The sequence below is a fragment of the Delftia sp. 60 genome, assembly GCF_002754395.1.
Taxonomy (GTDB): Bacteria; Pseudomonadota; Gammaproteobacteria; order Burkholderiales; family Burkholderiaceae_C; genus Comamonas; species Comamonas acidovorans.
The window spans coordinates 2,948,112-2,972,692 of record NZ_PEFD01000001.1 but is presented as its reverse complement, the minus strand read 5'-3'; the positions used below and the strand labels follow the sequence as shown (position 1 = coordinate 2,972,692).

The 24,581-nt window shown below is 65.4% G+C and carries 15 protein-coding genes, 4 tRNA genes and 3 pseudogenes; 5 read left to right on the top strand and 17 right to left on the bottom strand.

Annotated features, from left to right (window positions below):
* Positions 1-4 precede the first annotated feature (4 nt).
* From CLV01_RS13515 to ettA, 3 genes are all read right to left on the bottom strand, one after another.
* The gene (locus CLV01_RS13515; protein ID WP_012204753.1) at positions 5-1,150 is read right to left on the bottom strand and encodes an FAD-dependent monooxygenase; all 1,146 of its coding nucleotides are present in this window, start codon (positions 1,148-1,150) and stop codon (positions 5-7) included.
* 167 nt (positions 1,151-1,317) lie between these two features.
* Positions 1,318-3,921: a DUF1631 family protein gene (locus tag CLV01_RS13510; RefSeq protein ID WP_099734097.1), complete on the bottom strand. Its 2,604-nt coding sequence runs from the start codon at positions 3,919-3,921 to the stop codon at positions 1,318-1,320.
* Between the two features lie 60 nt (positions 3,922-3,981).
* The gene (gene ettA / locus CLV01_RS13505) at positions 3,982-5,643 is read right to left on the bottom strand and encodes an energy-dependent translational throttle protein EttA (protein WP_013803101.1); all 1,662 of its coding nucleotides are present in this window, start codon (positions 5,641-5,643) and stop codon (positions 3,982-3,984) included.
* A gap of 267 nt (positions 5,644-5,910) precedes the next feature.
* On the opposite strand from ettA, the gene CLV01_RS13500 reads away from it, so the two are divergent.
* From CLV01_RS13500 to CLV01_RS13485, 3 genes and pseudogenes are all read left to right on the top strand, one after another.
* Entirely contained in the window at positions 5,911-7,710 is a 1,800-nt protein-coding gene (locus CLV01_RS13500; RefSeq protein ID WP_097202784.1) for a DEAD/DEAH box helicase, read from the top strand.
* A 240-nt stretch (positions 7,711-7,950) separates the two neighbouring features.
* Positions 7,951-9,707: pseudogene (locus tag CLV01_RS13490) on the top strand (M14 family zinc carboxypeptidase).
* 85 nt (positions 9,708-9,792) lie between these two features.
* Positions 9,793-9,869: transfer RNA gene (locus CLV01_RS13485), tRNA-Arg, on the top strand.
* 427 nt (positions 9,870-10,296) lie between these two features.
* On the opposite strand, the gene CLV01_RS13480 is transcribed toward CLV01_RS13485, so the two are convergent.
* Positions 10,297-11,199: a LysR family transcriptional regulator gene (locus tag CLV01_RS13480; protein ID WP_099734098.1), complete on the bottom strand. Its 903-nt coding sequence runs from the start codon at positions 11,197-11,199 to the stop codon at positions 10,297-10,299.
* A 132-nt stretch (positions 11,200-11,331) separates the two neighbouring features.
* Here CLV01_RS13480 and ycaC point away from each other — a divergent pair, with 132 nt between their 5' ends.
* Both ycaC and CLV01_RS13470 read left to right on the top strand, forming a co-directional pair.
* Positions 11,332-11,958, top strand: coding sequence for an isochorismate family cysteine hydrolase YcaC (ycaC, locus tag CLV01_RS13475; RefSeq protein WP_099734099.1), 627 nt, complete (start codon positions 11,332-11,334; stop codon positions 11,956-11,958).
* Between the two features lie 10 nt (positions 11,959-11,968).
* Entirely contained in the window at positions 11,969-12,658 is a 690-nt protein-coding gene (locus tag CLV01_RS13470; RefSeq protein WP_099734100.1) for a hydrolase, read from the top strand.
* Between the two features lie 105 nt (positions 12,659-12,763).
* Here the strand turns inward: CLV01_RS13470 and CLV01_RS13465 are convergent.
* The 13 genes and pseudogenes from CLV01_RS13465 to pgsA all read right to left on the bottom strand — a co-directional run bounded on the left by CLV01_RS13465 (position 12,764) and on the right by pgsA (position 24,515).
* A pseudogene (locus CLV01_RS13465) lies at positions 12,764-13,137 on the bottom strand (type IV pilin protein).
* A gap of 134 nt (positions 13,138-13,271) precedes the next feature.
* Positions 13,272-17,753 (bottom strand): pilus assembly protein, encoded by a 4,482-nt coding sequence (locus CLV01_RS13460; protein ID WP_099734101.1) that lies wholly within the window; start codon positions 17,751-17,753, stop codon positions 13,272-13,274.
* Between the two features lie 19 nt (positions 17,754-17,772).
* Positions 17,773-18,366, bottom strand: a complete 594-nt coding sequence (locus CLV01_RS13455; RefSeq protein ID WP_099734102.1) for a pilus assembly PilX family protein — start codon at positions 18,364-18,366, stop codon at positions 17,773-17,775.
* On the bottom strand, positions 18,363-19,157 hold the full coding sequence (locus CLV01_RS13450) for a prepilin-type N-terminal cleavage/methylation domain-containing protein (RefSeq protein WP_099734103.1): 795 nt from the start codon (positions 19,155-19,157) through the stop codon (positions 18,363-18,365). Before CLV01_RS13450 ends, CLV01_RS13455 begins: the two co-directional genes overlap by 4 nt.
* A gap of 28 nt (positions 19,158-19,185) precedes the next feature.
* Positions 19,186-19,476, bottom strand: a complete 291-nt coding sequence (locus tag CLV01_RS29545; RefSeq protein WP_257221605.1) for a hypothetical protein — start codon at positions 19,474-19,476, stop codon at positions 19,186-19,188.
* Between the two features lie 98 nt (positions 19,477-19,574).
* A pseudogene (locus CLV01_RS29540) lies at positions 19,575-19,706 on the bottom strand (prepilin-type N-terminal cleavage/methylation domain-containing protein); the annotation flags it as partial.
* Between the two features lie 23 nt (positions 19,707-19,729).
* Positions 19,730-20,242 carry a GspH/FimT family pseudopilin gene (locus CLV01_RS13440; protein WP_097202792.1) on the bottom strand — a complete coding sequence of 171 codons (513 nt, stop codon included), beginning with the start codon at positions 20,240-20,242 and terminating at the stop codon, positions 19,730-19,732.
* Positions 20,243-20,692: 450 nt separating this feature from the next.
* Positions 20,693-20,768: transfer RNA gene (locus CLV01_RS13435), tRNA-His, on the bottom strand.
* Positions 20,769-21,024: 256 nt separating this feature from the next.
* Positions 21,025-21,100 (bottom strand) — tRNA-His (locus CLV01_RS13430).
* Positions 21,101-21,174: 74 nt separating this feature from the next.
* Entirely contained in the window at positions 21,175-23,070 is a 1,896-nt protein-coding gene (locus CLV01_RS13425; protein ID WP_099734104.1) for a SurA N-terminal domain-containing protein, read from the bottom strand.
* A gap of 60 nt (positions 23,071-23,130) precedes the next feature.
* Positions 23,131-23,206: transfer RNA gene (locus tag CLV01_RS13420), tRNA-Val, on the bottom strand.
* 14 nt (positions 23,207-23,220) lie between these two features.
* Positions 23,221-23,493 carry an HU family DNA-binding protein gene (locus CLV01_RS13415; protein ID WP_012204727.1) on the bottom strand — a complete coding sequence of 91 codons (273 nt, stop codon included), beginning with the start codon at positions 23,491-23,493 and terminating at the stop codon, positions 23,221-23,223.
* Between the two features lie 452 nt (positions 23,494-23,945).
* Positions 23,946-24,515, bottom strand: coding sequence for a CDP-diacylglycerol--glycerol-3-phosphate 3-phosphatidyltransferase (gene pgsA / locus CLV01_RS13410; RefSeq protein ID WP_026062576.1), 570 nt, complete (start codon positions 24,513-24,515; stop codon positions 23,946-23,948).
* Positions 24,516-24,581 lie beyond the last annotated feature (66 nt).

Here is a 24,581-nt window from a genome sequence, read left to right as displayed (position 1 = left end):
GGGCTCAGGCCTGCAACGCAACCGCCCAGGCGTCGTAGCCATAGACGCCATCGGCATTGCCACCGGCGCGCAGCCAGTTGTTGCCACGCGAGCCGATCTGGATCTCGCTGGTGCGCTGCATGCGCATGGCCTGGTAGCGCGCCAGGACCTCGGGCACCTGCTGCGGACCCGGGGCGGCATCCAGGTTGCGGGCCAGCACCACGGCGTCTTCGATGGCCATGCCTGCGCCCTGGGCCATGAAGGGCATCATCGGGTGGCAGGCATCGCCCAGCAGCGTGATGCGGTCCTGCGACCAGGCCGGCAGGGGATCGCGCTCGTACAGCGCAGTCTTGAGCACGCCATCGCAGGCGTCGAGCAGCGCCCGGGCATCGGGATGGAAATCGGCGTAGAAGCCGCGCAACTCCTCGACGCTGCCGGGCGTGGTCCACGATTCCTCGTGCCAGGAATCCTGGGCCGTGGTGGCGAAGATGAAGGTGTCGCGCCCCTGGTTCAGCGGAAAGGTCACGATCTGGCTTTGCGGCGTGGCGCCCCACCATTTGGTGAAGGCCTGGATGTCGGGCACATGGCGCACGCGCTCGGTGGGCACCACCGCGCGGAAGGCCACCACACCCGTGAAGCGCGGGCTCTCGGCACCGAACAGGGCCGCGCGCACCACGGAGTGGATGCCGTCCGCGCCAATGAGTGCGTCCAGCCCGGCCACTTCGCTGCCATCGGTGAAGGCGATGTCCACGCCTTGCCCCGTCTGCGTGATCTGGCTGGCACGCTTGCCCAACTGCACCTGGTCCAGCGGAAAGGCATCGGCCAGCGCGGCCAGCAGATCGGCGCGGTGGATGGTCAACTGCGGGGCGCCGTACTTGCGCTCGGCCTCGTCACCCATGGTCAGGCGCGAGGTTTCCTCGCCCGTATCCCAGTTGCGGCTGATGCGGTGCGTGGGCCGGGCTGCGCTGGCGCGCACGGCGGCGGCAATGTCGGCGCCCAGGCCATCGAGGGCGCGCACGGCATTGGGCGTGAGGTTGATGTCCGCGCCCACGCGCAGGAACTGCCGGCTTTGCTCGAACACCAATACTTCATGCCCTGCCTGGTGCAGCGCATTGGCTGCCGCCAGTCCGCCAATGCCTGCTCCGACGATGCCTATCCTCAAACGCGCCATGATTCCTGTCTCCTGCTGGTGGGGTCTATTCGGTGATGCGCCCCGTGATCCGGAGCGCACCGATGCAGGACATTGTCTTTTTGACAGGCCTCAGGCCTCAACCTCCGCAAGGCCCGAATTGGGCACGATTCGTCCCCATCGGCGCCGGCGCATGTCCGGCAGGCGCCTCAGTCCACGCGCCGCAGTTGCCCTTGTGCCAGCAGCTTGTCGCGCATGCGGCGCGTCATGGACTGGGTGCTGCCATCGGTGGCCGTGAACAGGAACAGCGTCTGCTGCGGGCTGACCCAGGTCAGCTGGGTGCGGATGCACTGCCGGGCGTTGGACAGTTCCACCCAGGTGCCCAGTGCCCAGTCTTCGGACACCACGGGAACCACCGGCGGCGGTGGCTCCAGGGGCAGCGCGGGCTCGGCAGGCATCGGGGCGGCTTCGCCACCGGCCAACGCAGCCTGCCCCGCAAGCCCAGCAAGGGCCTGCGGCGCTTGTGCAGCCGGGGTGGCCGGCAGCTCATCCTGCAGCGCCTCGGGCAGTTCCAGGTCCTGCTCGGTCAGCGCGCCGATATCGTCCACCATCGGCTGCCGCACATCGAGCGGCGTCGGCAGGGAGGCCGCCACGCCAAACAACGACTGCGGCAGACGGCCCGCCAGGGAGCCGGGCGTTGTCTGGCCAAGCGTTGCCGCACCATTGGAGGAAGACAGGGACGCCAGCACCGAGTCCGACCCGTAGATGGTCGGCGGTACGGAGTCCAGATAAATGTCCACGCTCTCTATGGGCTGGCGGACCACACCGGCATCCAGCGCATCCTGGTGCAGGCCGGCCAGGCGCGCGGCAAAGGCCTGGATTTCCTCTTCCGTACGCCCCACGCTGCGCAGGCCGGCGCGCAGCCGGGCCTGCAGCCGGGGTGCCAGCGCCACCAGGCGGTCGGTATCGCGGCCTGCGTGCGCCGACACGCTCCACAGCAGGCTGGGCACCAGGGCCAGATAGCCGCCGGGGTCCCGGGCCTCGCTGCCGTCCACGGGTTCCTGAACGCTGGCGATCACTTCGGCCCAGGGTCCCGTGGCGAATTCCAGAATGTCATCGGGCACGCCCTGGGCGCTGGGCAGGCGCCGGATGGCGGCTGCAATCTGCTCGGCCCTGGGCATGGCGGTTTCGGGCCAGCGCGGGTCCACGCCCCGCCTTTCCACATGCCTGAGTGCAGCCGAGACAGGCCCGGTCACCGTGCCGCCTTCCGGCATTTCGCCAGGACCCACGGGCTGCATGCCGCTGCCGCCCCAACCGTCGCGCAGCTGCTGCAGCACCGTGGCAAAGGCCGACGCATCGGCACGCTGCAGGGCCGCCAGCCGCATGGCGGCGGAATCGGCCACCTGCAGGAATTGACCGTAGCCGGGCGCGGATTCACTGTCGAACCACAGGCTGCGTGCCGTCAGCTCATCCAGCAGTTGGCGCGCGGGGTGGCTGCGGTCTTCAAAAAAGCGCGCGTCCTGGACCACCAGCTGCTGCAGCAGCGGCTCCAGACGGCCCACGGTGCGCTGCACGGAAGGCAGCAGGCGCGTGTCGGCCGCCATGAAACGCATCATGCGCTGCAGGGTGTGCAGCGCGGCGCCGTCGTCGGCGCGCACGCCGGGTGCGGGCTCCTGCTGCTCGGGCGGCTGCAGCGCCTGCATCAGTTGCTCCAGCTGGGCCGAGTGGTGCTGCACGGACTCCAGCGCCATGCAGCTCAGCGAAGTCCAGCCTTCGGGCAGCGCCGCCAGCACGGTGGGTGCCGTCTCGCTGCCCTGCCAGGCGGTGGTCTGCAGGCGGCTTGCGCCGTCCATGGCCGGCGCAAACTGCCCGGGCACGGAATAGGCGGATGTGTGGGCCAGCGCCAACATGGAAGAAGGCGCCGAAGTGGGCGCCTCGCGGTGCGAATCCATCCAGCGTGGATCGGACAGCAGGGCCGCCACCAGGCGCCGCGTCAGCTCATCTTCCTGGGCCTGCTGGCCAAAGGAGCCATAGGCGCGGCTCTGGGCCACGGCATCGCCATAGTGGGAAGGTGCCCGCCAGCGGCTTTGCCCCGGCAGGTCGGAATGGCGGCGTCCCGCGTCGGGCGAAGGGGCCTGTACCGGCGCCAGGCCATAGGCCGCAGGCTGCACCCCCTTGTCACGCAGGGATTGGGCGATATGGCCGTACTCGGACACCAGCAGCGCACCCAGGTGCTCACGCATGAAGCCCAGCCAACAGGCGGCGGAGCCGGGGTCCACCCCGGTGTCGTCGATCACGCGCTGCAGCGCCTGCACATAGCTGTGGGGCCGCAGCGGATTGCGTTCGGGCTGGACACGGTCCAGGCCCTGGACGGCGCTGACCAGGGCGTCGAGCTCGGCCAGCGCGATCTCCACCTGCGGCGCCACATGCTGCAGCAGGCGCTGGTGGGCCAGCTGGGACTGCAGCACGGAGTCGTCCAGGAGGGAGAGGGAGGCGAAATCGGTGGTGCCGGGCACACCGGACGCACCGGACATGCCAGGCACAGGGGGCCAGACAGCAGCGCCGCCGGATTGACCAAAGCATTCCAGCAGCGCCCGCCCATAGCCCTTGAGCATGGGCGCCCGGTGGCGGGCCAGCAGCTCCAGTGCCTCGGGGATTTCAGCGCGGCGCGGCAGGCCGGAGCCCGGCTGGTCGGCCTGCTCCATGGCATGCGCCGTGCGCTGCAGCAGCCGCAGGATCAGCGCCTCCGAGCCGCGAACAGCCTGCACCAGGCAGGCTTGCAACGCGGCAACAGAAACGGGTGGAGGATTCATGGCCCGAAGAATACAGGCTCCAGCCCGTGCCGGAGGCGCTTTGAGGCTTGCCTTTGATGCTTACTTCAGTGCCTTGTAGCGCATGCGCTTGGGCTTGGCACCCTCCTCGCCCAGACGCTTTTTCTTATCGGCTTCGTACTCCTGGTAGTTGCCATCGAAGTACACCCATTGCGAATCGCCTTCGGCGGCCAGAATGTGCGTGGCGATACGGTCGAGGAACCAGCGATCGTGGGAGATCACCAGCACCGTGCCCGCGTACTCCAGCAGCGCATCTTCCAGCGCGCGCAGGGTTTCCACGTCCAGGTCGTTGGAGGGCTCGTCCAGCAGCAGCACGTTGCCGCCCTGGATCAGCGTCTTGGCCAGGTGCAGGCGGCCGCGCTCGCCGCCGGAGAGGTTGCCGACCTTCTTTTGCTGGTCCTGGCCGTTGAAGTTGAAGCGGCCTGCGTAGGCGCGCGACGCCATCTGGAACTTGCCGACGTTGATGATGTCCAGCCCGCCCGAGATGTCTTCCCACACCGTCTTGTCGTTGGCCAGCGCGTCACGCGTCTGCTCCACATAGGCCATCTTGACCGTCTGGCCCACGATGACTTCGCCGGAGTCGGCCTGCTCGCGCCCCGCGATCAGCTTGAACAGCGTGGACTTGCCGGCACCGTTGGGGCCGATGATGCCGACGATGGCGCCAGCGGGGATGTTCATGGTCAGGTTGTCGATGAGCACGCGGTCGCCAAAGCTCTTGGTGACGTTGTTGAACTCGATGACCTGGGTGCCCAGGCGCTCGGCCACAGGAATGAAGATTTCCTGGGTTTCGTTGCGCTTTTGGTATTCGAAATCGCTCAGTTCCTCGAAGCGCGCGATACGGGCCTTGGACTTGGTCTGGCGGCCCTTGGCATTCTGGCGAACCCACTCCAGTTCCTTCTTCAGGGCCTTGGCACGGGCTTCCTCGCCCTTTTGCTCGGACTCCAGGCGGCTTTGCTTCTGGAACAGCCATTCGGAGTAGTTGCCCTTGTAGGGAATGCCGTGGCCACGGTCCAGTTCCAGAATCCACTCGGCAGCGTTGTCCAGGAAGTAGCGATCGTGGGTGATGGCCACCACGGTGCCGGTGAAGCGGTGCAGGAATTGCTCCAGCCATTCCACGGACTCGGCATCCAAGTGGTTGGTGGGTTCGTCAAGCAGCAGCATGTCGGGCTTGGACAGCAGCAGCTTGCACAGGGCCACGCGGCGCTTTTCGCCACCGGACAGCTTGCCGATCACGGCATCCCAGGCCGGCAGGCGCAGGGCGTCGGCAGCGATCTCCAGTTGGTGCTCGGAGTCGGTGCCGGCAGCGGCGATCTTGGCTTCGAGCTCGCCTTGCTCGGCGGCCAGCGCGTCGAAGTCGGCGTCGGGCTCGGCATAGGCGGCATAGATTTCATCGAGGCGCGAACGGGCCGCGTTGACTTCGGCCATGGCCTCTTCCACGGCCTGGCGCACGGTGTGCTCCGCATTGAGCTGCGGCTCCTGCGGCAGGTAGCCGATGGACAGGCCCTGCATGGGCAGCGCCTCGCCTTCGAATTCCTTGTCCACCCCAGCCATGATCTTGAGCAGCGAGGACTTGCCCGAGCCGTTCAGACCCAGCACGCCGATCTTGGCGCCCGGGAAAAAGCTGAGAGAGATGTCCTTCAAGATCTGCCGCTTGGGCGGCACGGTCTTGGTGAGGTGGTTCATCGAGAAAACGTATTGAGCCATTCTGGTCCGAGTACTTGAATCGTTGATTTCTGCAAAAACCGGGCAACAAATCGGTTGCACGCCAGCCGTGATTATCCGCGCATGCGACAATACCCTGCGTCACGGGTTCCAGTTGCCCGTGACATCAGCATTCCAGCTGGGGACGATGGACGCTGTTTTCCAGGCTCCCGACATTGAACTACATCCGCCTACGACTGGTCCGGCAACCGCCCTGGTTGCCTCGACAGGCAGATACCCAGCGCCCCGGACGGGCGCATCTTTGATCACATGACATTTGAAGAACTGAATCTGGCTCCCGCCATTCTGAAGGCCGTGCTTGAGGAGGGTTACGAGAACCCGACTCCCATCCAGGCACAGGCCATCCCTGCGGTGCTCGCCGGCCACGACCTGCTGGCAGGTGCCCAGACCGGCACCGGCAAGACCGCTGCCTTCACCCTGCCCATGCTGCACCGCCTCTCGCAAGGCCAGGTGCCGCGCAACAAGTTCGGCGGCAAGGGCATCCGCGCCCTGGTGCTGACGCCCACGCGTGAACTCGCCGCACAGGTCGAGGAATCGGTGCGCAGCTACGCCAAGTACCTGGACATCAACTCCACCGTCATCTTCGGCGGCGTGGGCATGAAGCCCCAGATCGACCGCATCAAGAAGGGCGTGGACATTCTGGTCGCCACGCCGGGCCGCCTGCTGGATCTGCAGCAGCAAGGCTTCATGGACCTGTCCACCGTCGAAGTCCTGGTGCTCGACGAGGCCGACCGCATGCTGGACATGGGCTTCATCCATGACGTCAAGAAGGTGCTGGCCCTGGTGCCCAAGGACAAGCAAAGCCTGCTGTTCTCGGCCACCTTCAGCGACGAGATCCGCGACCTGGCCAACGGCCTGCTGCGCAACCCGCAGTCCATCCAGGTCACGCCCAGCAACACCACCGTGCAGCGCATCACCCAGGTGATCCACCCCGTGGGCCGCGGCAAGAAAAAGCAGGTGCTGCTGCACATCATCAACGAGAACAACTGGAGCCAGGTTCTGGTGTTCACGCGCACCAAGTTCGGCGCCAACAACGTTGCCGAATTCCTGACCAAGAACAACATCAGCGCCATGGCGCTGCACGGCAACAAGAGCCAGAGCGCCCGCACCCAGGCCCTGGCCGGCTTCAAGACCGGCGAGCTGCGCGCCCTGGTCGCCACCGACATCGCTGCACGCGGCATCGATATCGACGAGCTGCCGCACGTCGTGAACTACGAGATCCCCAACGTGTCCGAGGACTACGTGCACCGCATCGGCCGCACGGGCCGTGCCGGTCGCGAAGGCCACGCCGTCAGCCTGGTCTGCATGGACGAAGAAGGCTTCATGATGGACATCGAGCGCTTCACCAAGCAGGAAATCCCTGTGCAGGTGCTCGAAGGCTTCGGACCCGAAGAGGACGAAGTGGCCGAGCCCATCGCCATGGGCCGCCAGACCATCTGGGGCGGTGCAGGCAAGCCGCCCAGCCGTGACGTCATGCAGGCCGCCGCCAAGGCTGCGCGCCAGGAAATGATGGACCGCATCCGCACCACCAAGGCCACCCAGCCCGACCGTGGCGGCCGCGCAGGTGGCCGTGGTCAGGCCCCCAAGGCCAGCTCGGACGAAGGCCGCTCCGAAGGCAACGCCGGCGGCCAGGGCCGTGGCCGCAACCACGCCGGTGCAAGCGCCAACAACAAGCCGCGCCGCGATCGCTTCGATGGTCCGGGCAATGGCTCCGGCGCCGCCCACCGTCCCAAGGCAGCCCCCCAGAACGCCCCCCGGCGCGGCCCGCGCCCTGACGGCGAAGGCGGCGGCGGTGTCCGTCGCTTCGATGACCAACCCCCGCGCGCTGATGCCCACCTGGGCACGCAGCTGGGCCATGCACGCAGCAGCGGCCCCCGTGGCAGCGCAGGTGGCGGCCAGCCCGATCCGATGCGCACCAGCGTGGACACCATGGCCGAACGCGGCCGCCGTGGCGGCTTCAACCGCGGCGGCAATGGTGGCGGCGGCGGTGGTGGCGGCTTCGGCGGCGGTGGCCGTGGCGGCCCCTCGCGCGGCGGCTACGGTCGCTGACCTGCACCACGGCTCCTTGGCATGCCCTGCGGCAAGCCGAGGAATCCGCCAGCAAAAAAGGGCTGCATCTCTCCGGGGCTGCAGCCCTTTTCACATGGCGCAGATTGCGCATTCAGCCGACAGCGCGCCGCAAGCCTGCATGGCTATCATCCCGATAGCATTGCGGCCTGCGGCTATTGAAGGCCGCGCCCTTTTCCCGGATTTCAAAGACTCCCCCGACTGGTTCCTCAAGGCCACGCCATGACACTGCAGACCCCACACGCCACCCCCTCCAGCCAGCGCCCCGATTCGGAGCTGCCACAGGACAGGTTGCGGTGGTCGGCCCTGGCGTGTGCAGCCCTGCTTTCCGCCTGCGCCAGCACCCCGCTGCCGCCATGGCCCACCACCTCCAAGCCCCAGGCGCCCGCCCCACCCGGCCGGCCCCCGCCACCCCGGTGGTGCCGCAGGCGACCACGCAGCCCATCGCGCCGGCCAACAACCTGGTCCCCCTGCCCTACAACGCGGCCGTGGCTGCGCGCTTTCCCGATCCAGCCACCCGCTACGACACACCGGGCCTGGCGCCGCAGCGCAACCAGTTCACCACGGCCAGCGAACTGTCTTCCTGGCTGAACAGCCAGGCCAGCAAATCCCTGGGCCGCGACACGCGCCTGGGTATCGTGCAGCCCGGCAGCTCGCAGCGCGGCAGCCCCATCCAGGCCCTGGTGGCCACGCGCGCACCCGGCATTCAGCCGTCGGCGCTCTATGACAGCCGCCGCCCCACGGTCATGCTCGTGGCCGGCCAGCACGGCGACGAACCCGCGGGTACGGAGGCCTTGCTCATCATCGCCCGCGAGCTCGCTCCCGGCGGCCTGCTGGAGCCGCTGCTGCAGCAGATCAACGTGATCCTCGTGCCGCGCGCCAACCCCGACGCCGTGGAAGCCGGCACGCGCAATGCAGCCGATGGCACCGACATCGCCCATGACCACCTGCTGCTGAACACGCCGGAGGCCAAGGCCCTGGCCACGCTGGCGCGCGACTACCGCCCCGTCGCCGTGGTGGACCTGCAGGAATTCCCCGCCGCCAGCGTCTTCCTGCAGAAGTACCAGGCCATACAGCGCTACGACGCCCTGCTGCAGTACTCGGCCACGGCCAACCAGAATGAATTCGTGACCAAGGCTGCGCGCGAGTGGTACACGGCGCCGCTGCGCACCGCGCTGTCGCAGGCCGGCCTGAGCAGCGACTGGTACTACACCACCAGCCAGGATCTGCAGGACAAGTCCATCTCCATGGGCAGCCTCGCGCCCGATTCGCTGCGCAACGTCAGCGGGCTCAAGAACTCCGTGGGCTACCTGGTCAGCAGCCGCGGCTCGGACCTGGGCCGCGCCCACATCCAGCGGCGCGTGCACACCCTGGTCACCGCGTCCACACGCATGCTGCATTCCAGCGCCGAGCGCGCCAAGGACCTCACCCAGGTGCAGGCCTTCGTGGCGCGCGAGACCGCCTCCCTTGCCTGCCATCAGCAACTGGCCGTACTGGCCGAGCAGACGCCCGAGCAGCGCACCCTCACCATGATCCAGCCCGACACGGGCGCCGACCAGCAGGTGCGCGTGGACTGGAACGCTTCGCTGCAGCCGCGCACCACGCTGTCGCGCCCGCGCTCCTGCGGCTATTGGCTGTCCGCCAGCGCCCAGCCCGCCGTGGACAGGCTGCGGCTGCTGGGCCTGCAGGTGCTCAAGGTGGCCGAGCCCGGCCAGCTGCTGGCCGACTCGTACAACGAAGCCCGCTCGGCCACGCCCGCCAGTGGCGCCTATGCGCTCACGCGCGGCGCCGTCGAAGCGCCAGTGGGCAGCTACTACCTGACGATGAACCAGCCCATGGCCAATCTTGCCGCTGCGGCGCTGGAGCCCGACACGCCCTACAGCTACCTTGCACGCGGCCTGGTGCCCACGATGACCGACATGGCGCGCGTGATGGCGCCTCCTTCGGTGGTTTTCGAGGAAGAAGACGACGCCGAATGACGGCAAGGGCGCCAGGGCACGCCGCCAAGCCCTGAGCGCCCACCCATTGCGGGTATGATCCGCGCTGGCCCGTCAGCGGCCATACCTGCCCGTAGCTCAACCGGATAGAGCAATTGCCTTCTAAGCAATAGGTCGGGGGTTCGAGTCCCTCCGGGCAGGCCATCCTGGCATCCCAAGAAATCCCAATACGTCCAAAGAAGTCCAAGGGCCCGCACTGGTCTCGGGCTTCAGATACATCTAGCTTCCGACGTCGTCCAACGGCGCCCCAGTGGCGCGATACACGCGTGACGTGATGCCATCCGGAGTGGGTTCGACGTACCTGACTACGTGCCTGACTAACGGCAAGCACCGGGACATTGCCGTGCTCTACGGGCAGGATCGATGGCGCACAAGAGCTGTCTCCTGGCGTCCGCTCGGCGCAGATGCAACACGACAGCCGCGTGATCGCACGGTCCCGATTGATTGAAAATCTGGTCGCTCTGGAAAAGCAGCTTCCGGAGGTGGAAGGCATCAAGTACCCGGCCGGATCATTCATCTGTCAGCGATGAAGATGGAGCTCCGGGTGGTAGCCAGTCGGCTTGCCGGCAGCTCAGTCTTCGTCCAGCGCCTTAAACCGCTCTGCCAGGAAATCCAGCAGCGCCCGCACGGCCGGCAGCAGCCCGCGCCGTGAGGCGAACACCGCATGGATGATCTCGCGCCGTGGCGCCCAGCCCGGGATGACGTGGACCAGTTCACCGCGCGCGATCTGCTCGCGCACCATCATCGAGGGCAGTTGCACCACGCCCACCCCAGCCAAGGCCGCCGCGCGCAGCGCCAGCATGCCGCGCGTGACCAGGCGCGGCCGGTGGCGGATGGCCGCCTGCGTGCCGTCCGGGCCGATCAGGTGCCACACATGCTCGTGCTGCGGCAGGCCCAGGTCCATGCTCGGCAGGCCTGCCAGGTCGGCGGGCACCTGGGGGATGCCGCCTGTCAACAGCTGCGGGCAGGCCACCAGGCATTGCCCGCGCTCGGCGAGCATGCGCATCACCAGGTCGCTGTCCTCCAGCGGCGGCGGGCGCACGCGGATGGCAACGTCGATTCCTTCGCCCACCACGTCCACGCGGCGGTTGGTTTCCTCGAGGTGGATCTCCACGCGCGGGTACGCGGCCATGAAGGCCGCCAGCATGTCGGCGATGCGCGCATCGAGCAGCGCCACCGGGCAGGTCATGCGCACGATGCCACGCGGCTCGGCGTGGGTCAGCGCGATGGCCTCGTCGGCGGCGTCGGCCTCCACCAGCATCGCCTTGCAGTGGCCATAGTAGGTCTGGCCGGTCTCGGTGACGGCAAATCGCCGCGTGGAGCGCTGGATCAGGCGCGTGCCGAGACGCTCCTCAAGCTGCGCAATGCGACGGCTCAGCTTGGATTTGGGCATCCCCAGCGCGCGGCCCGCGGGCGCAAAGCCGCCGTGGTCCACCACCTGCACGTAGTAGTAGAGGTCGTTCAGGTCTTTCATTGCACACCGCCTTCATCGTTCCTCAGATAGGACTCTGATGGCAAATATTAACGACTACCGCGTTCATCGTTCAAATCCTATTCTCTATCCGTCAGCCAAGACCTTTGTCTGGGCGACCCAAGGAGATTCACCATGACCAAGCCCTACGTCCGCCTGGACAAGGACAACGCCGCCGTGCTGCTGGTAGACCACCAGACCGGCCTGCTATCCCTTGTACGCGACATCGACCCGGACAAGTTCAAGAACAACGTGCTGGCGCTGGCCGACATCGCCAGCTATTTCAAGCTGCCCACCATCCTGACGACCAGCTTCGAGAACGGCCCCAACGGACCGCTGGTGCCGGAGCTCAAGAGCCAGTTTCCCCAGGCGCCCTACATCGCCCGGCCCGGCAACATCAACGCCTGGGACAACGAGGACTTCGTCAAGGCCGTGAAGGCCACGGGCAAGAAGCAACTCATCATCGCCGGCGTGGTGACCGAGGTGTGCGTGGCCTTCCCGGCACTGTCGGCCATCGAGGAAGGCTTCGACGTCTTCGTAATCACTGACGCCTCCGGCACCTTCAACCCCATCACCCGCGATGCGGCGTGGAATCGCATGTCGCAGGCCGGCGTGCAACTGATGAGCTGGTTCGGCGCTGCCTGCGAACTGCACCGCGACTGGCGCAACGACGTGCAGGGGCTGGGCACTCTGTTTTCCAACCACATCCCCGACTACCGCAACCTGATCACGAGCCACACCACGTTCACCCAGGGCAATTGAGGAGAAGACCGTGAGCACACCCCAAACCATCGCCAACTTCAACGGCGCCCGCCCGGTCATCGATCCCGACAATGTGGCGATGCTGCTGATCGACCATCAAAGCGGCCTGTTCCAGACCATCAAGGACATGCCCTTCACCGAGGTGCGTGCCAATGCCACCACACTCGCCAAGGTAGCGACACTGGCGAAGATCCCGGTCATCACCACCGCATCGGTGCCGCAGGGTCCGAACGGCCCCTTGATCCCCGAGATCCACCAGTACGCCCCGCATGCCCGGTACGTGGCGCGCAAGGGCGAGATCAACGCCTGGGACAACCCGGAGTTCGTCGCTGCCGTCAAGGCCACCGGGCGCAAGCAGCTCATCATCGCGGGGACGATCACCAGCGTCTGCATGGCCTTCCCCAGCATCGCCGCAGTGCACGAGGGCTACCAGGTCTTCGCGGTGATCGACGCCTCGGGGACCTACTCGAAAATGGCGCAGGAGATCACGCTGGCGCGCGTCGTGCAGGCTGGTGTCGTGCCGATGGACACGGCGGCGGTGTGCTCGGAGGTGCAAAAGACCTGGAACCGTGAGGACGCGTTGCAGTGGGCGCAGGCCTACAGCGCAGTCTTCCCGCCTTACCAGTTGCTGATCGAAAGCTACTCCAAGGCGCAGGAAGTGGCCAGGAACGGTGAGCAGCTGGATTCGCAACGCACCTGACTGCGGTAGCACGGCACGGGTACGAGACCGCTTGCCCAAGGTGTCGGCGGCCATGGTGGAATTTGTGGATGAGGCGCAGGACTGAGACCCCGGCCCCGGAGGCGCTCAGCGCCAGCAGTCTCCCACCGTTCCCAGGGGCGAGATGCCCTTCACGCCCAGGGCGTTCAGGGTGTAGTCGCCGCAGCGCCTGTCCGATGCCTGGCGGCCGGTGCGCGTGGCCTTGAGCGTGTAGCCGCCTTCATTGGCGGCCGTAGCCATCGTCAGGGTGTAGTGGCCGTTCTCGGACTTGTCCCCCAGGGCAGTCTGAGGTTGGCGACGGAGCTTGTGTAGCCACCGTTCTGCGCCCGCCAGCGCTCCTGCCGGGCGGCGGCCTCGCCCAGCAGGCTTTGCGCCTCCACGCGCCGCGATCGCAGCACGTATTCCTGGTAGGAGGGGTAGGCGATCGCCGAAAGAATGGCGACCACCGCCACCGTGATCATCAGCTCGATCAGCGTGAATCCATTTAGCTTGCTGCGCACGCATTTCTCCTTGGGGGCCCGCAGGGCCAGCCAGACGGCCGGGGCCGGCAGGCCCCTGTGTGTAGTGGATGGGTGTGTAGTGGATGGCATGGCGGTCACGGGTTCGCTGGCTGGCGGCGCCAGCTCTGTCGCCCCCGGTCCACTCCGCTGTTGATATCGTCGCCCCCGGTCTTGACTGGGTCTCCCGCCCCGCTTGGCTTTCCGCTGGAGTCGAAGATCTTCGCGCCGCTGATGGTGGTCCTGCCCGGCCCCACCTCGCGGCCGTTGACCTGCTGGCCTGCCAGGTTGTCGGAGGCGTTGAAGATGCCGTCGCCGTTCACATCGAAGGCGACATAGTCGGTCTTGCCCCCGGTGTCGGGATCGATGGCGTAGATCGTGCTGGCCAGACCCGCGGAGCAGGGGTCGCCCAGCGGTGGGCGGATGGAGGTGAACACCAGTCCCCGCCCGTACAGGCTCATGTCGTAGACCAGTCTTTCTCCGTCGCGCGGCAGATCGACGTACCAGCCCCAGCTGTGCACATTGGAGTCGGCGGTGCTGGTGGCGTCCTTGTACCAGGTGACCGGGTTGGCCGACAGGGCGAACTTGCCCGGAAAGCCGCTCACCTGGGTGAACTGCTGGGCCTGCAGATCCCCGCGTCCCTTGCCGGCGGTAGGCAGCGGCTGCGGCGCAGTCGTGGCGGGTGTGCCGTAGCGATCCCAGATACCGAACACCGATTGCCGGCGCATGTCCAGCTTGTCGTCATCCGTCATGAAGCGGCCCGTACCGAAGGCCACCACATCGCCCTTGCCGCTGGAGTGCCGCACCACGTAGGGTGCGGTGGTGATGGACAGCCGCTTGCCGCCGCTGCGTTCGGACTCGCGTGCCACAAAGAACAGTTGCGCATTCCATGAGCCGCTGGCACCGCTGGCCAGGTCCACGCGCCATACATTGCCCGCAAGATCACCGGCATAGGCCAGGTCCACCTTGCCATCGCCGTTGTTGTCCACCACGGCGGCACGCGACAGGCCGTTCTTCGGCGCAGGCAGCGCGTTCAGCTCTGCGGCCGTCATGCCTGCCGCGAAATCAAAGCGCCGGATGACCTCGCCACTGGAGACATCCAGCACAAACAGGCTGGACTCGCCGGAGGCGCTGTTCGACGCCTGGTAGCCATTGGACAGGAACACCACCCACCTGCCCTTGGACCGGCCGGCGTCGTTGAGCCGCGCAACGACAGGCGCGGGCATCGAGTAGCCCATGCGTTCGTCCTGTTCAACCCCGAACTCCCACAGCAACCGGGGGGAGGTGGGGTCCGTGACGTCCAGCGCGAAGACCTGCCGCCCGCCCGCGCCCAGGCTGCCGACCAGCACCCTGTGCCAGGCGTTGCCGAAGTAGACATCCGAGACCACGGGCGTCCCGTCCACGAAATAGCGGTGCGGAGCGCCGCCCGCGCCATACCGGGACGCCAGGACATTGAGCGAATCCTTCACGCCCGATGGAATGAAGGCGAACTCCTCCTTGCCCGATGCCGCGTCGAAGGCGTGCAGCATGCCGTCGTTGGCGCCCACATACAGCATCTCCTTGGCAGCCTGTTTCGCGGCAAAGGCGGCATAGGTGGTGCTGCCCTCCAGCTTGTCCGCAGCGGAGGCGCGGTACAGGCCGCCCTTGACCCGCACCAGCGAGGAATTGACGATATCGCCCAGCACATTGGGCTTTCCGCTGTCCAGGGGCTTGCGCACGCGCAAGTCATCGCGCACCTCGCCGCGCAGGAACTCGATGCGCTTTTTTGCCTGGCCATCGGCGGAGTTCGTGGCCGGGTCCGTGTTGAGCACGGCCAGCCAGGACGCATCGGAGCGCTGCCCGCTGAGACTGGAGTACGTGAAAGGGCTCAGCGACACGGCACTGCCGGTCCTGCTGGGATAGTAGATCTTGCGGTCATCGGCGGACCGCGCCGACAGGAGTTCCGCCGCGCTCCAGACCAGCGTTCTGTCGCTGGTGGTGAGCTTCTCGCGGATGACATCGCCGCTCCAGTACTGGACCTCGAACGTGGTCCGGTACAGGTCGGCGCCTTCGCCCAGTGTCGCCGTGGGCATGTCCACGCTGACCGCCGTCACGGAACTGATGCTCTGCAGGATGTCGTTGAACGCCTTGGTCAATTGGTCCTTGAGCGTGCCGGCATTGGTCACCAGAAAATAGTTGTCCGGATCTCCCGTGATCTTGGAGGGGTCGCGGTCCGGCACTCCGTACTTGGCGGCATACCACAGCGGCCCCTTCAGGAAGCTGCCCGCGTCGGTCGCATTGCCCGGAGTGAAGCTGCGGGTGGCCGTGAGCCCCAGGTTCGTGCATTCCGTGCGCTGCTGGGCCGAGATGCTGCCCCGGCAGTAGCCCGGATCGCGATTGGGTGGCGTGTTGTAGGCGTAGTAGGCCGAGGCCGTGTCCTTGTCACGCACCTCCAGGTACATGCCGTCCTTGGTGGTGCCCGAGATCACATAGCCCATGTGCTGTCCCAGGCCGCCAGCGGCGTATTCGGACACCATGTCGATCTTCACCTTGCCATCGGCCTGCAGCGCGATCGTGTAGCGCGCGATGGCGTCCATGTCATGGTCGGCGCCCTGCTCCACGTCCTCGTAGTTGATGCGGAACTCCGCATAGGGCCGCCCGCCATTGACCGAGGCATCGATGTCCGCCTTGCCCGTGTTGGCAATGTTGACCACGTAGTAGTCGACGATCTGGTTGGTCGGCGTGAAGACCGCATTGTTCACGGTGCTGCCACCGGCACTGCCGGAGACGGTCTTGGCAAACGGCGCAATGGTCACAAAGCGTTTGCCGCCGATCGGAAAGCGTATTTCCGGCAGCGGTGACGCAATGGCCACGGAGTAGGTCCTCAGCGCATTCTTGCCCTGGCTGTTGCCGAAGATGGCATTCCTGGCGCCGAAACGGGCCACACCGGCGGCATAGTAGGTGCCTTCCTTGCTGGGCTCCTCGGGAGACAGGCCGCGCGCCCAGGACAGGTCTGCAATGGTCTTGACCGAAGGAGCCTGGTCGGCATTGGCCGACGTTGACTGGCCGATGAAGAAGTTCTTCCCGTCTATGCGCTCGGCCGAGCCGATGGCCGCCACCTCGTCAGAGACATTGAAGCCATTGAGGGCGCTGGCGCCGACGCTCGCGTAGCGGCTGCCGGGCAGCTTGCCGTCGTAGGAGGGATTGATGTCGCTGAGCACCGTCATGACGGGACGGGAGCAGTACTGGTAGCCGCCCCCGCCTTCGGCCTTGGCCTTGTAGGGCGTTTCCCAGGCGGGCTTGGACAGGCCCAGGGACGCATCCTTGGAGGAGCCGCCGGCGTAGTCATAGATGCCGAGGGCCTGGGACGCGCCGCCGAAATAGCGCATGGTCTCGAACATCATCTCGCTGATGGGATTGCCCCACATGGCGCACTTCGAAGGCTTGTCCAGCGAACTGATGGGTCCGGACGTGATCCAGCCGCATTCCACGTATTTGCCGCCGGTGTAGCCGATCAGGCGCTGGCGGTCTATGTTGGCGACCACGCCATTGACACCCGTCCTGAACTGGCCCGTCTGAGGGTCGACTTCCTCTGCGAAATTGCTGATATTGCGGCGCAGCACGCCGCCGGCGATGTTTTTCTCGTACGAGCCTGTGAGCAGGCCGAAGTACATCTTCCCGTTCTCTCCGAAGTCGTGCAGCAGCCCCGTGGGCTTGTAGATGGTCTTGCCGCCGTTGGGATAGGCCTTGCAGCTGGCCTCGAGCAACTGGACATTGCTGCTGGAGCAGGCCTCCACAAGCAGGTTGTAGTCGGTGATCCTGCTGGTGCCTCGCGCGCACGAATTGCCGCCTGCACAGTTGCTCTGCCCTGCAAAGCCCTCCTGGGACACCCAATCCCAGATCTGGAACGAGGAGTCATTGAGCACGCGCAACTGGGTGATGACGCCAGCGGCCTCCCCCAGCGTGGTGACGGCAAACAGATGGCGCGTGCCGGACGCCGGCTGGCGCAGCGGCGCATAGTCCGAAATGCTGTAGACCCCGAGATCCCGCGCAGGGTCATAGGCCTTGCCCCAGCTGTGCGCATCCCTGGGAATGTAGGCGGTCTGCAAAACGGTGCGCGAAGCCGTGTCCTCCGCACGCATGCCGCCATAAAGCACGCGGCGTATGGCGTCCATGCGCGATGTGCCCAGATAGTTCAGGAAGTCGCCACTCCAGTTGTTCGAGCACTTTTTCCTGTTGCTTCCGGTCGCTGCCTGCGAGGGCACGAAAACACCCTTGGAATAGCTGTAGCAGACGTTGTTGTTGAAGTAGCCGTAGTAGTCGATCTGGTCCGGCTTGTACCCGACATCGATCACACCGTCGCCGTTGAGGTCGGAGGCATCGTTGTAGGCCTCGTAGTACAGCTTGTGGTCACGCCCCATCACCAGCATGTTCAAGGGCGCCAACGCCTGGTTCACGAACAGCGGCATCTGGGACAGCACGGTGTCCGCGCGCCCCTGGGCATGCGCCGGCGTACCGGCCAGTGCCAGTGCGCACGTCCACAGCGCCAGGGCCAGGGCCCTCGGGCCCTGCATGGTTTTCCAACTTGCAATGCGAGCCATTGAAGCTCCCTCCCCCTGCTTACTTTATGAACATGTTGACGCTGGACCGCAGGCACAGCGCATCCGCTCCGCAGGCCTGGGCCTGCGACTTTTCCGTGGCCTGGGCATTGACCTCATAGAAGTCCGTGCAGCCGGTGGCGGGTGCATCCAGCGCGGACGTCGCACTACCCGACTTGGGACAGGCGGTCGTGATGTATCGGGGATACCAGTACCCATCGGGCTTCTGAAACCCGGCCGCCTTGGCCTTGGTCGTCCGGAAATCCGTACCGAGCCCGATGGAATCCGTACGCACATCGGACACCGAGCAGGGAATGCTGCTGCCCTCGGCCACCGGAGTGCCGGCGCCATTGCATGGCTTGAGTGCGACGGCATGCTCCAGCAGCTTGCGCTCGCCTTCTCGCAGCGTGCCATCCGCGGTTTCATACAGCCGCTGGCTATCCACCATGTTGGCGGCGATGCGCGCCTCCAGCGTGGCCACGCGCATGCCGACCACCGCCAACAACAACACCAGCAGCAGCATGATCATGGACACCAGCAAGGCATTGCCGCGCTGGCGCCCGTGCAGGACACAGGACATGCAGCGGCGGCTCCGGGCTCCGATCAGCGCGGTCATGGCATCAGATTCCTCAGGGTGAGCGTGCCGGTGGCCAGTTGCAGCAGGGCGCCGGCATTCGCATCGCATCGGGCCGCGGCGCCGCCCAGTTGCGCCCAACGCTCGCAGACGGTGGAGGCCATGCCCTGCGTCACCTTGCCGGAGCTTTCCAGCAAGAGGGCAAGGCGCAGGGAACGGATGGCTTCCTGCTGCCCGGGCAACGTGGCCGCGAAGGCATCGACCCGACGTATCGCGCCGGGCGCTGTCTGCCGATCGATGCCGAACTCGAAATGCACCGCCCGCACGCCATCGGCAAGCGGCACAACCTCCTGCGCCGCCCGGCACACCAGCACACCACTTTCAACGGTGTATTTCTCCGCGAACATGCCGGTCGCAGGCGCCGGAGCGTCATAGGGGCCGGCGGCTCCCAGGTTCGCGGGCGTGCCCGCACAATCGGTTTCTGCAGCGTCCCGGGGCTGGAAGCGAAGGCAGATGCTCTGCGCGTCAGCCGCGTAGAGCGCCTGTCCCTGGGCGAACTGGCAGCCGTTGGGATGGGGCGAGGAATCGGCAGGAAATGCGTCGAATATCGCCTGCGAAGGGTCCCTCCTGTAGCCTGCCTTGGAGAACTCGGAGTCCAGCACGGCCAGCGCCAGCCGGCTGTTGCCGAGGTTCTCGCTCTGCCCCACGCGAAAGCCGAAGCTCGACAGCCCCTGCATATAGATGGTGGTGGCAATCAGCACGAGGAACAGGCCGATGGCCAGCGCCACCATAATCTCCACCAGGGACAGGCCCGCCTGGGACGGCATGCGCATGCGGCACGCCCATGCGCCCGGCCCGCGCTCAAAGCCGCGACCGCAGCGTGAATGTACAAAATTCATTGTCGCTTCCATCCAGACATTGGCCTTTCTTGACCGGCCAGGCCACCGTCACGGACACCAGGCCATCGGCATCGGCGCTCACGGCGAAGGAGCTGTCGATGCGGTCCGCGGTGAGATCGGGCACCAGCTTGCGGGCCCGGTCGCCCCAGCAGGCCAGGCGCTGCTCCCGCGGCTGCGGCAAAGGCTGGCAGGCCGCAGGGGCCGCGGGCATCGCGGCCCCCTGTAGCTTCTGATAGCCGGCCAGTTCCTCCACGGGCGAGCCCTTCGCGTCAAGGACCGTGGCCGTATCCCCCGCAGGGTCTCCAGCAGTTCGGAAGCCAGCATGGATGCCATCTGGCGCCGCTCGGTATCCACGGTGTATTCAATGGCGCGCACATGGATGCGCACGGCGCCCAGCAGCCCCACGGCCACCAGCAGCACGGCGACGAGTACCTCGATAAGGCCTGCGCCGCGTTGCCTGCGAGAAGGAAAAGGAATGGACATGTTGCAGACCCGTTGCACGCGCATCAGCAACTGCCGCCGGCAGGCAGCCGCTGCTGGCGCACAAGCCCGGCGCGAGTCACTCTCAGGCAGTGCATGCGCGTGGCATGGCGAGCCGTGACGGTCAGCGTGTACAGCGTGCTGGCGCCGGAGAACTGCCTGGCGGTCCCCGTGGTTTCGAACAGGACGCCCTGGGAAGAATCACCCGAGGGCGACACGGTCACGGCATCAGGCACCCGGGCCTCGCGCACCAGTTGCCCCCCCGACTTGGCGGACCATGTCTGCCCCGTGCCCACGAAGCTGCTTTCCACCCGTTTGTAGACCGCTTCGGAGCGAGCCAGCTGCAGCAACGACTGCAACTCGAGCGCAGCCGAGCTGACGCGCTGGTTGGCTATTTGGACGATGAAGGAAGGAGCGGCCAGAGCGGCCAGAATCGCGACCAGCGCCACCACAACCATCATCTCGATGAGGGTGAAGCCACGGGGCCGTTGCCACCTGCCGCCTGGACAGCCGTTGCGCGTGTAACCGGGATTTTTCATGCAAGCGTGCTTTTCGTTGGCGAGGGACCGTGCGACAGGCCTGCAAGCCCTGCGCCATTGCTCTTGATTGATGTTTGCAATCGTAATTCAACAGCAATGCAAAACACCTATTGACACAGGTCATGGGACAAATATAGGACTTGTCTTATAAAAACCTGCGCAGAGCGCAACACCCCATCCAGCAAGCCCGGCCCGCCGTCCGCGCACGCAAGCTCGGCGGAACAGCCCGCGCAACGGGCATGGCCACGGTGGCGATACGGCAGATCGCGAAGTCAGGCAGGCAGGCCTCGCATCAAGCGCCTGAAAATCCACGGCAGCATGAGCCGCCGCAATCCAGCCGCAGCGCGATTGGCCATGCGAATATCCCGCCCGCTTCCAGCCCGAGGAAGAAAAAGTTTTCGCCCAAAGCAAAAATCCCCAGTGCATTTCTGCACTGGGGATTTTCTTGTTTGGGGTGGCTGATGGGGCTCGAACCCACGACAACAGGAATCACAATCCTGGACTCTACCAACTGAGCTACAGCCACCGTTGAAGCATTCGATTATATGCCAAAAACCAGCAGACAAATGCTTTGGAACAGGCGTTGCGTGACGGATCGGGAGCAGCAGGAACAAAGGCGCATCGGGGGACGCGGGCAACGGGCAGGATGCCGCCATCCTCCATGCAGCCGCAGCCGGCAGGGACCTTGCCCGCCGTCCCTGGAGCTTTCGGGGGCAACCAGTCCCCCTGCCGCCCAAAGCAAAAATCCCCAGAGCATTTCTGCTCTGGGGATTTTTTTTATTTGGGGTGGCTGATGGGGCTCGAACCCACGACAACAGGAATCACAATCCTGGACTCTACCAACTGAGCTACAGCCACCGTAGAAGAACGCTATTCTATTCCAAAAAACTGCTTGATTTCTGAAATTTCTGTTTTGCTAGAAATTTCTCTCATCAGGGGCGCGGGACCTTGATCTGCACCTTGAGCTGTTTCTTGAGAAGCTCGTAGTATGCCATAGCTTCTGCGACCGTAGAGCTTCGCAGGAAGTCCTGCTTCTGCGCGGCAGCAGCCTGTGCATCATCGGCCGGGCGCTCGACGATACGGTTGATCTTGACCACGGCATAGCCTTGGGCACCCATGTCAACACCCGTCCAGGCAGGCAGCTGAGCGGTCGGTGCGCGCAGGGCGGCATCCACCACTTCGCGCGACAGGCCTTCGGGCTGGTCACGGCTGATCACCTTGGCGGCAGGCAGTTGCGCCGCATCAGGCTTGGCCTTCCATGCGGCGAGCTTAGCCTCGCCATCGGCCTTGGCCAGTTCGGCGGACTTTTGCGCCACGTACAGGGTGCGCAGCTTGTCGCCCACCTCGGCCATGGGCAGCGTACGGGCAGGCGTGTACTCCACCACGCGGCCGGCCACCAGTTGGCTGGAACCCAGCTCCACCGCATCGGTGTTGCGCTTGTTGTTCAGCGAGTCGCTGGAGAACAGCGCCTCCAGGAAACGGGGGTTGGCCAGGGGGCCCTTGACGTTGGGGCCGGGCTGGCGCGTCACATGGTCTGCCTTTTGCACGGTGAGCTTGAACTTCTCGGCCACGGGCTGCAGGCTGTCCGACTGCTCGTAGACCGCGTTGGAGAAGCCTTCCGCCAGTTCGGCGAACTTGCGCTGGGCCTGCTGCTGCTTGAGTTCGGCTTCCAGCTTGGGACGCATCTGCTCGAAGCTCGGCGCCTTGGGCTTCTTGATGTCCACCAGCGAGATGATGTGGTAGCCGAAGTCGCTGTGCACCACGTCGCTGATGTCGCCCACCTTCATGCCGAAGGCTGCGTCCTCGAAGGGCTTGACCATGGCACCGCGGCCGAAGTAGCCCAGATCGCCACCCGATGCAGCGGAGCCACCGTCCTGCGAATTGGCCTTGGCCAGTTCGGCGAAGCGCTTGGGGTCCTTGCGCAGCTCGGCCAGCAGTTCCTCGGCCTTGGCCTTGGCTTTTTCCTGCTCGGCGGCAGGCGCATCCTTGCTTGCATTGATCAGGATGTGGCTGGCACGGCGCTCTTCGGGGCCGGCCAGGCGCTCGGCGTTCTGGTTGTAGTAGGAACGCACATCGTCTTCGCTCAGCGTGATGCCGGCCTCGATGCTGGGAACGTCCAGCAGCAGGTATTCCACCTTGGCCTGCTCCGATTGCTGGAACTGGCTGGTGTGAGCGTCGTAGTAGGCCTTGAGGTCTGCCTCGGTGGGCTGGACCTTGCTGGCGTAGGCGCTGGCTTCAAAGCGTGCCACCTGCACTTCGCGGCGCTGGTACAGCGCATCGATGGCCTGCTTGACCTGGGTGTCGGTCGCAAAGGCCGTACCCGTCACGCCACCCATCACCTGGTTCATGGACAGCTCGCGGCGCAGGTTGGCCTCGAAGCCTTCGGGCGTCAGGCCCTGCGATCCAACCAGGGCGCGATAGGCCTCGGCATCCATCGAGCCGTCAGGCTTCTTGAGCGCGGCAATCGCGGGGATCTCCTGCAGCGTGCGCACCAGCTGGGCATCGGACGCTGCCAGATGCATCTTCTGCACGGCAGCAGCCAGCACCTGGTCACGCACCATCTTCTCCAGCGTGGCGTAGCGCGCCTGCGGCGAGTCCAGCAGCTTGGGGTCGATGTTGGGGTTCTCGGCGCGCAGGCGATCACTCTCCATGCGGTGCGCGTTCTCCCAGTCGGCCTGCTTGATCTCATGACCATCGACACGTGCGACGATGACGCTGGACTCTGTGAAGTAGTTCTGGTTCACACCCACGAAGATGAACGAGGGAATGATCAGCAAGAACAACAAGATCATCACGAACTTGGAATGCTTGCGGATGGATTCGAACATGGTCTGTCGTCTTTCAATGGCAGAAATAGAAAAGGCGAACTTTCGTTCGCCTTTTGTTCTTGGTGGGTGCTGACGGGGTCGAACCGCCGACCTACGCCTTGTAAGGGCGCCGCTCTACCAACTGAGCTAAGCACCCCACCTTGACTGGTGTCAGTTCAGGGCATCTTTCAATGCCTTGCCCGGACGGAACTTTGGAACCTTGGCGGCCTTGATCTTGATGGTTTCGCCGGTGCGGGGGTTGCGGCCCGTACGAGCAGCGCGCTTACCAACGGCGAATGTGCCAAAACCAACGAGCGACACTGTACCACCCTTTTTGAGGGTTTTCTTCACAGCCTCAATCGTGGAATCCAGTGCACGAGCAGCCGCAGCCTTGGAGATGTCGGCGTTGTTAGCGATGTGCTCAATCAGTTCGGTTTTATTCACAAGATGCCTCTGGAGAAATAAGTGAATGGGATGTCTCTGCGGCCACCAACTTGGCTCGGCCAGAAACCCGGCGCGACGGATACGGAATCTGGCTTGCCGTTCGACGCCTGCCTCGGGGCAGACATCGGTGAATTAAAGCCATCGACCTTCCAGGTGTCAATGCACGCTGCGCATCGCAGCGACAGGGGACAATTCTATGCGGTTTTGGCGCCAGCTTTGGCTTTGCGGCCGGTTTTTTGCGCCCGGCGCAGGCTAGCGGCTTCACGAATTGACAAGGGTTGACAATGGACTTGTCCGCTGCAGGCCTTGCCAGTGCTGCAATGCGCCTCACCGCTTCGCATCCACGACGCCGCAGCGGCTGCCCTGCCTGATTCAAATGCTTCCAAAAAAATAGCAACGCCAGACAGTTTGACGTGTCTGGCGCAGGATCCCGGGAACGGCCGGAAAGGACCTCAGTGCGTGACCCGCGCGCGGATCTCGGGCAGGGCTTTTTGCAGGTAGTACACCATCGACCAGACGGTGAGCACCGCCGCCACCCAGATCAGCACCTGGCCCCAGACGCCGGTGTCGATCATGCCGAACACACGGCCGTCGTACAGCAGGAAGGGAATGGCCACCATCTGCGCCGTGGTCTTGAGCTTGCCCAGCATGTGGACGGCCACGCTCTTGCCCGCGCCCAGGTGCGCCATCCACTCGCGCAGGGCCGAGATGGCGATCTCGCGGCCGATGATGATCAGGGCCACGAACACATCGGTGCGCTGCAGGTGCACCAGCACCAGCAGCGACGCGCAGACCAGGAACTTGTCGGCCACCGGGTCGAGGAAGGCCCCGAAGGCCGATGTCTGGTTGAGCTTGCGCGCCAGGTAGCCGTCGAGCCAGTCGGTGGCCGCGAAGACGATGAACATGACCGTGGCGACCAGGTTGCGGGTCGCCACATCGAACGGCGCGTAGAACACCCCGACGATCAGCGGAATCGCGACGATCCGCGTACAGGTCATCAAGGTGGGGATTGTGAGAAACATGGCCGCCATTGTGTCACGTACCTTGGTGTTTGAGGTTCTGTTTCAAGGCCCGCGGTGCAGCCTGCG

What these genes read in the sequence shown, in the direction of transcription:
- CLV01_RS13425 (WP_099734104.1), bottom strand. Translation starts at nt 23,070, where the DNA reads ATGTTCGAATCCATCCGCAAGCATTCCAAGTTCGTGATGATCTTGTTG.
- pgsA (WP_026062576.1), bottom strand. Translation starts at nt 24,515, where the DNA reads ATGTTTCTCACAATCCCCACCTTGATGACCTGTACGCGGATCGTCGCG.
- CLV01_RS13460 (WP_099734101.1), bottom strand. Translation starts at nt 17,753, where the DNA reads ATGGCTCGCATTGCAAGTTGGAAAACCATGCAGGGCCCGAGGGCCCTG.
- CLV01_RS13450 (WP_099734103.1), bottom strand. Translation starts at nt 19,157, where the DNA reads ATGCGCATGCCGTCCCAGGCGGGCCTGTCCCTGGTGGAGATTATGGTG.
- CLV01_RS13455 (WP_099734102.1), bottom strand. Translation starts at nt 18,366, where the DNA reads ATGACCGCGCTGATCGGAGCCCGGAGCCGCCGCTGCATGTCCTGTGTC.
- ycaC (WP_099734099.1), top strand. Translation starts at nt 11,332, where the DNA reads ATGACCAAGCCCTACGTCCGCCTGGACAAGGACAACGCCGCCGTGCTG.
- CLV01_RS13440 (WP_097202792.1), bottom strand. Translation starts at nt 20,242, where the DNA reads ATGAAAAATCCCGGTTACACGCGCAACGGCTGTCCAGGCGGCAGGTGG.
- ettA (WP_013803101.1), bottom strand. Translation starts at nt 5,643, where the DNA reads ATGGCTCAATACGTTTTCTCGATGAACCACCTCACCAAGACCGTGCCG.
- CLV01_RS13510 (WP_099734097.1), bottom strand. Translation starts at nt 3,921, where the DNA reads ATGAATCCTCCACCCGTTTCTGTTGCCGCGTTGCAAGCCTGCCTGGTG.
- CLV01_RS13515 (WP_012204753.1), bottom strand. Translation starts at nt 1,150, where the DNA reads ATGGCGCGTTTGAGGATAGGCATCGTCGGAGCAGGCATTGGCGGACTG.
- CLV01_RS13500 (WP_097202784.1), top strand. Translation starts at nt 5,911, where the DNA reads ATGACATTTGAAGAACTGAATCTGGCTCCCGCCATTCTGAAGGCCGTG.
- CLV01_RS13480 (WP_099734098.1), bottom strand. Translation starts at nt 11,199, where the DNA reads ATGAAAGACCTGAACGACCTCTACTACTACGTGCAGGTGGTGGACCAC.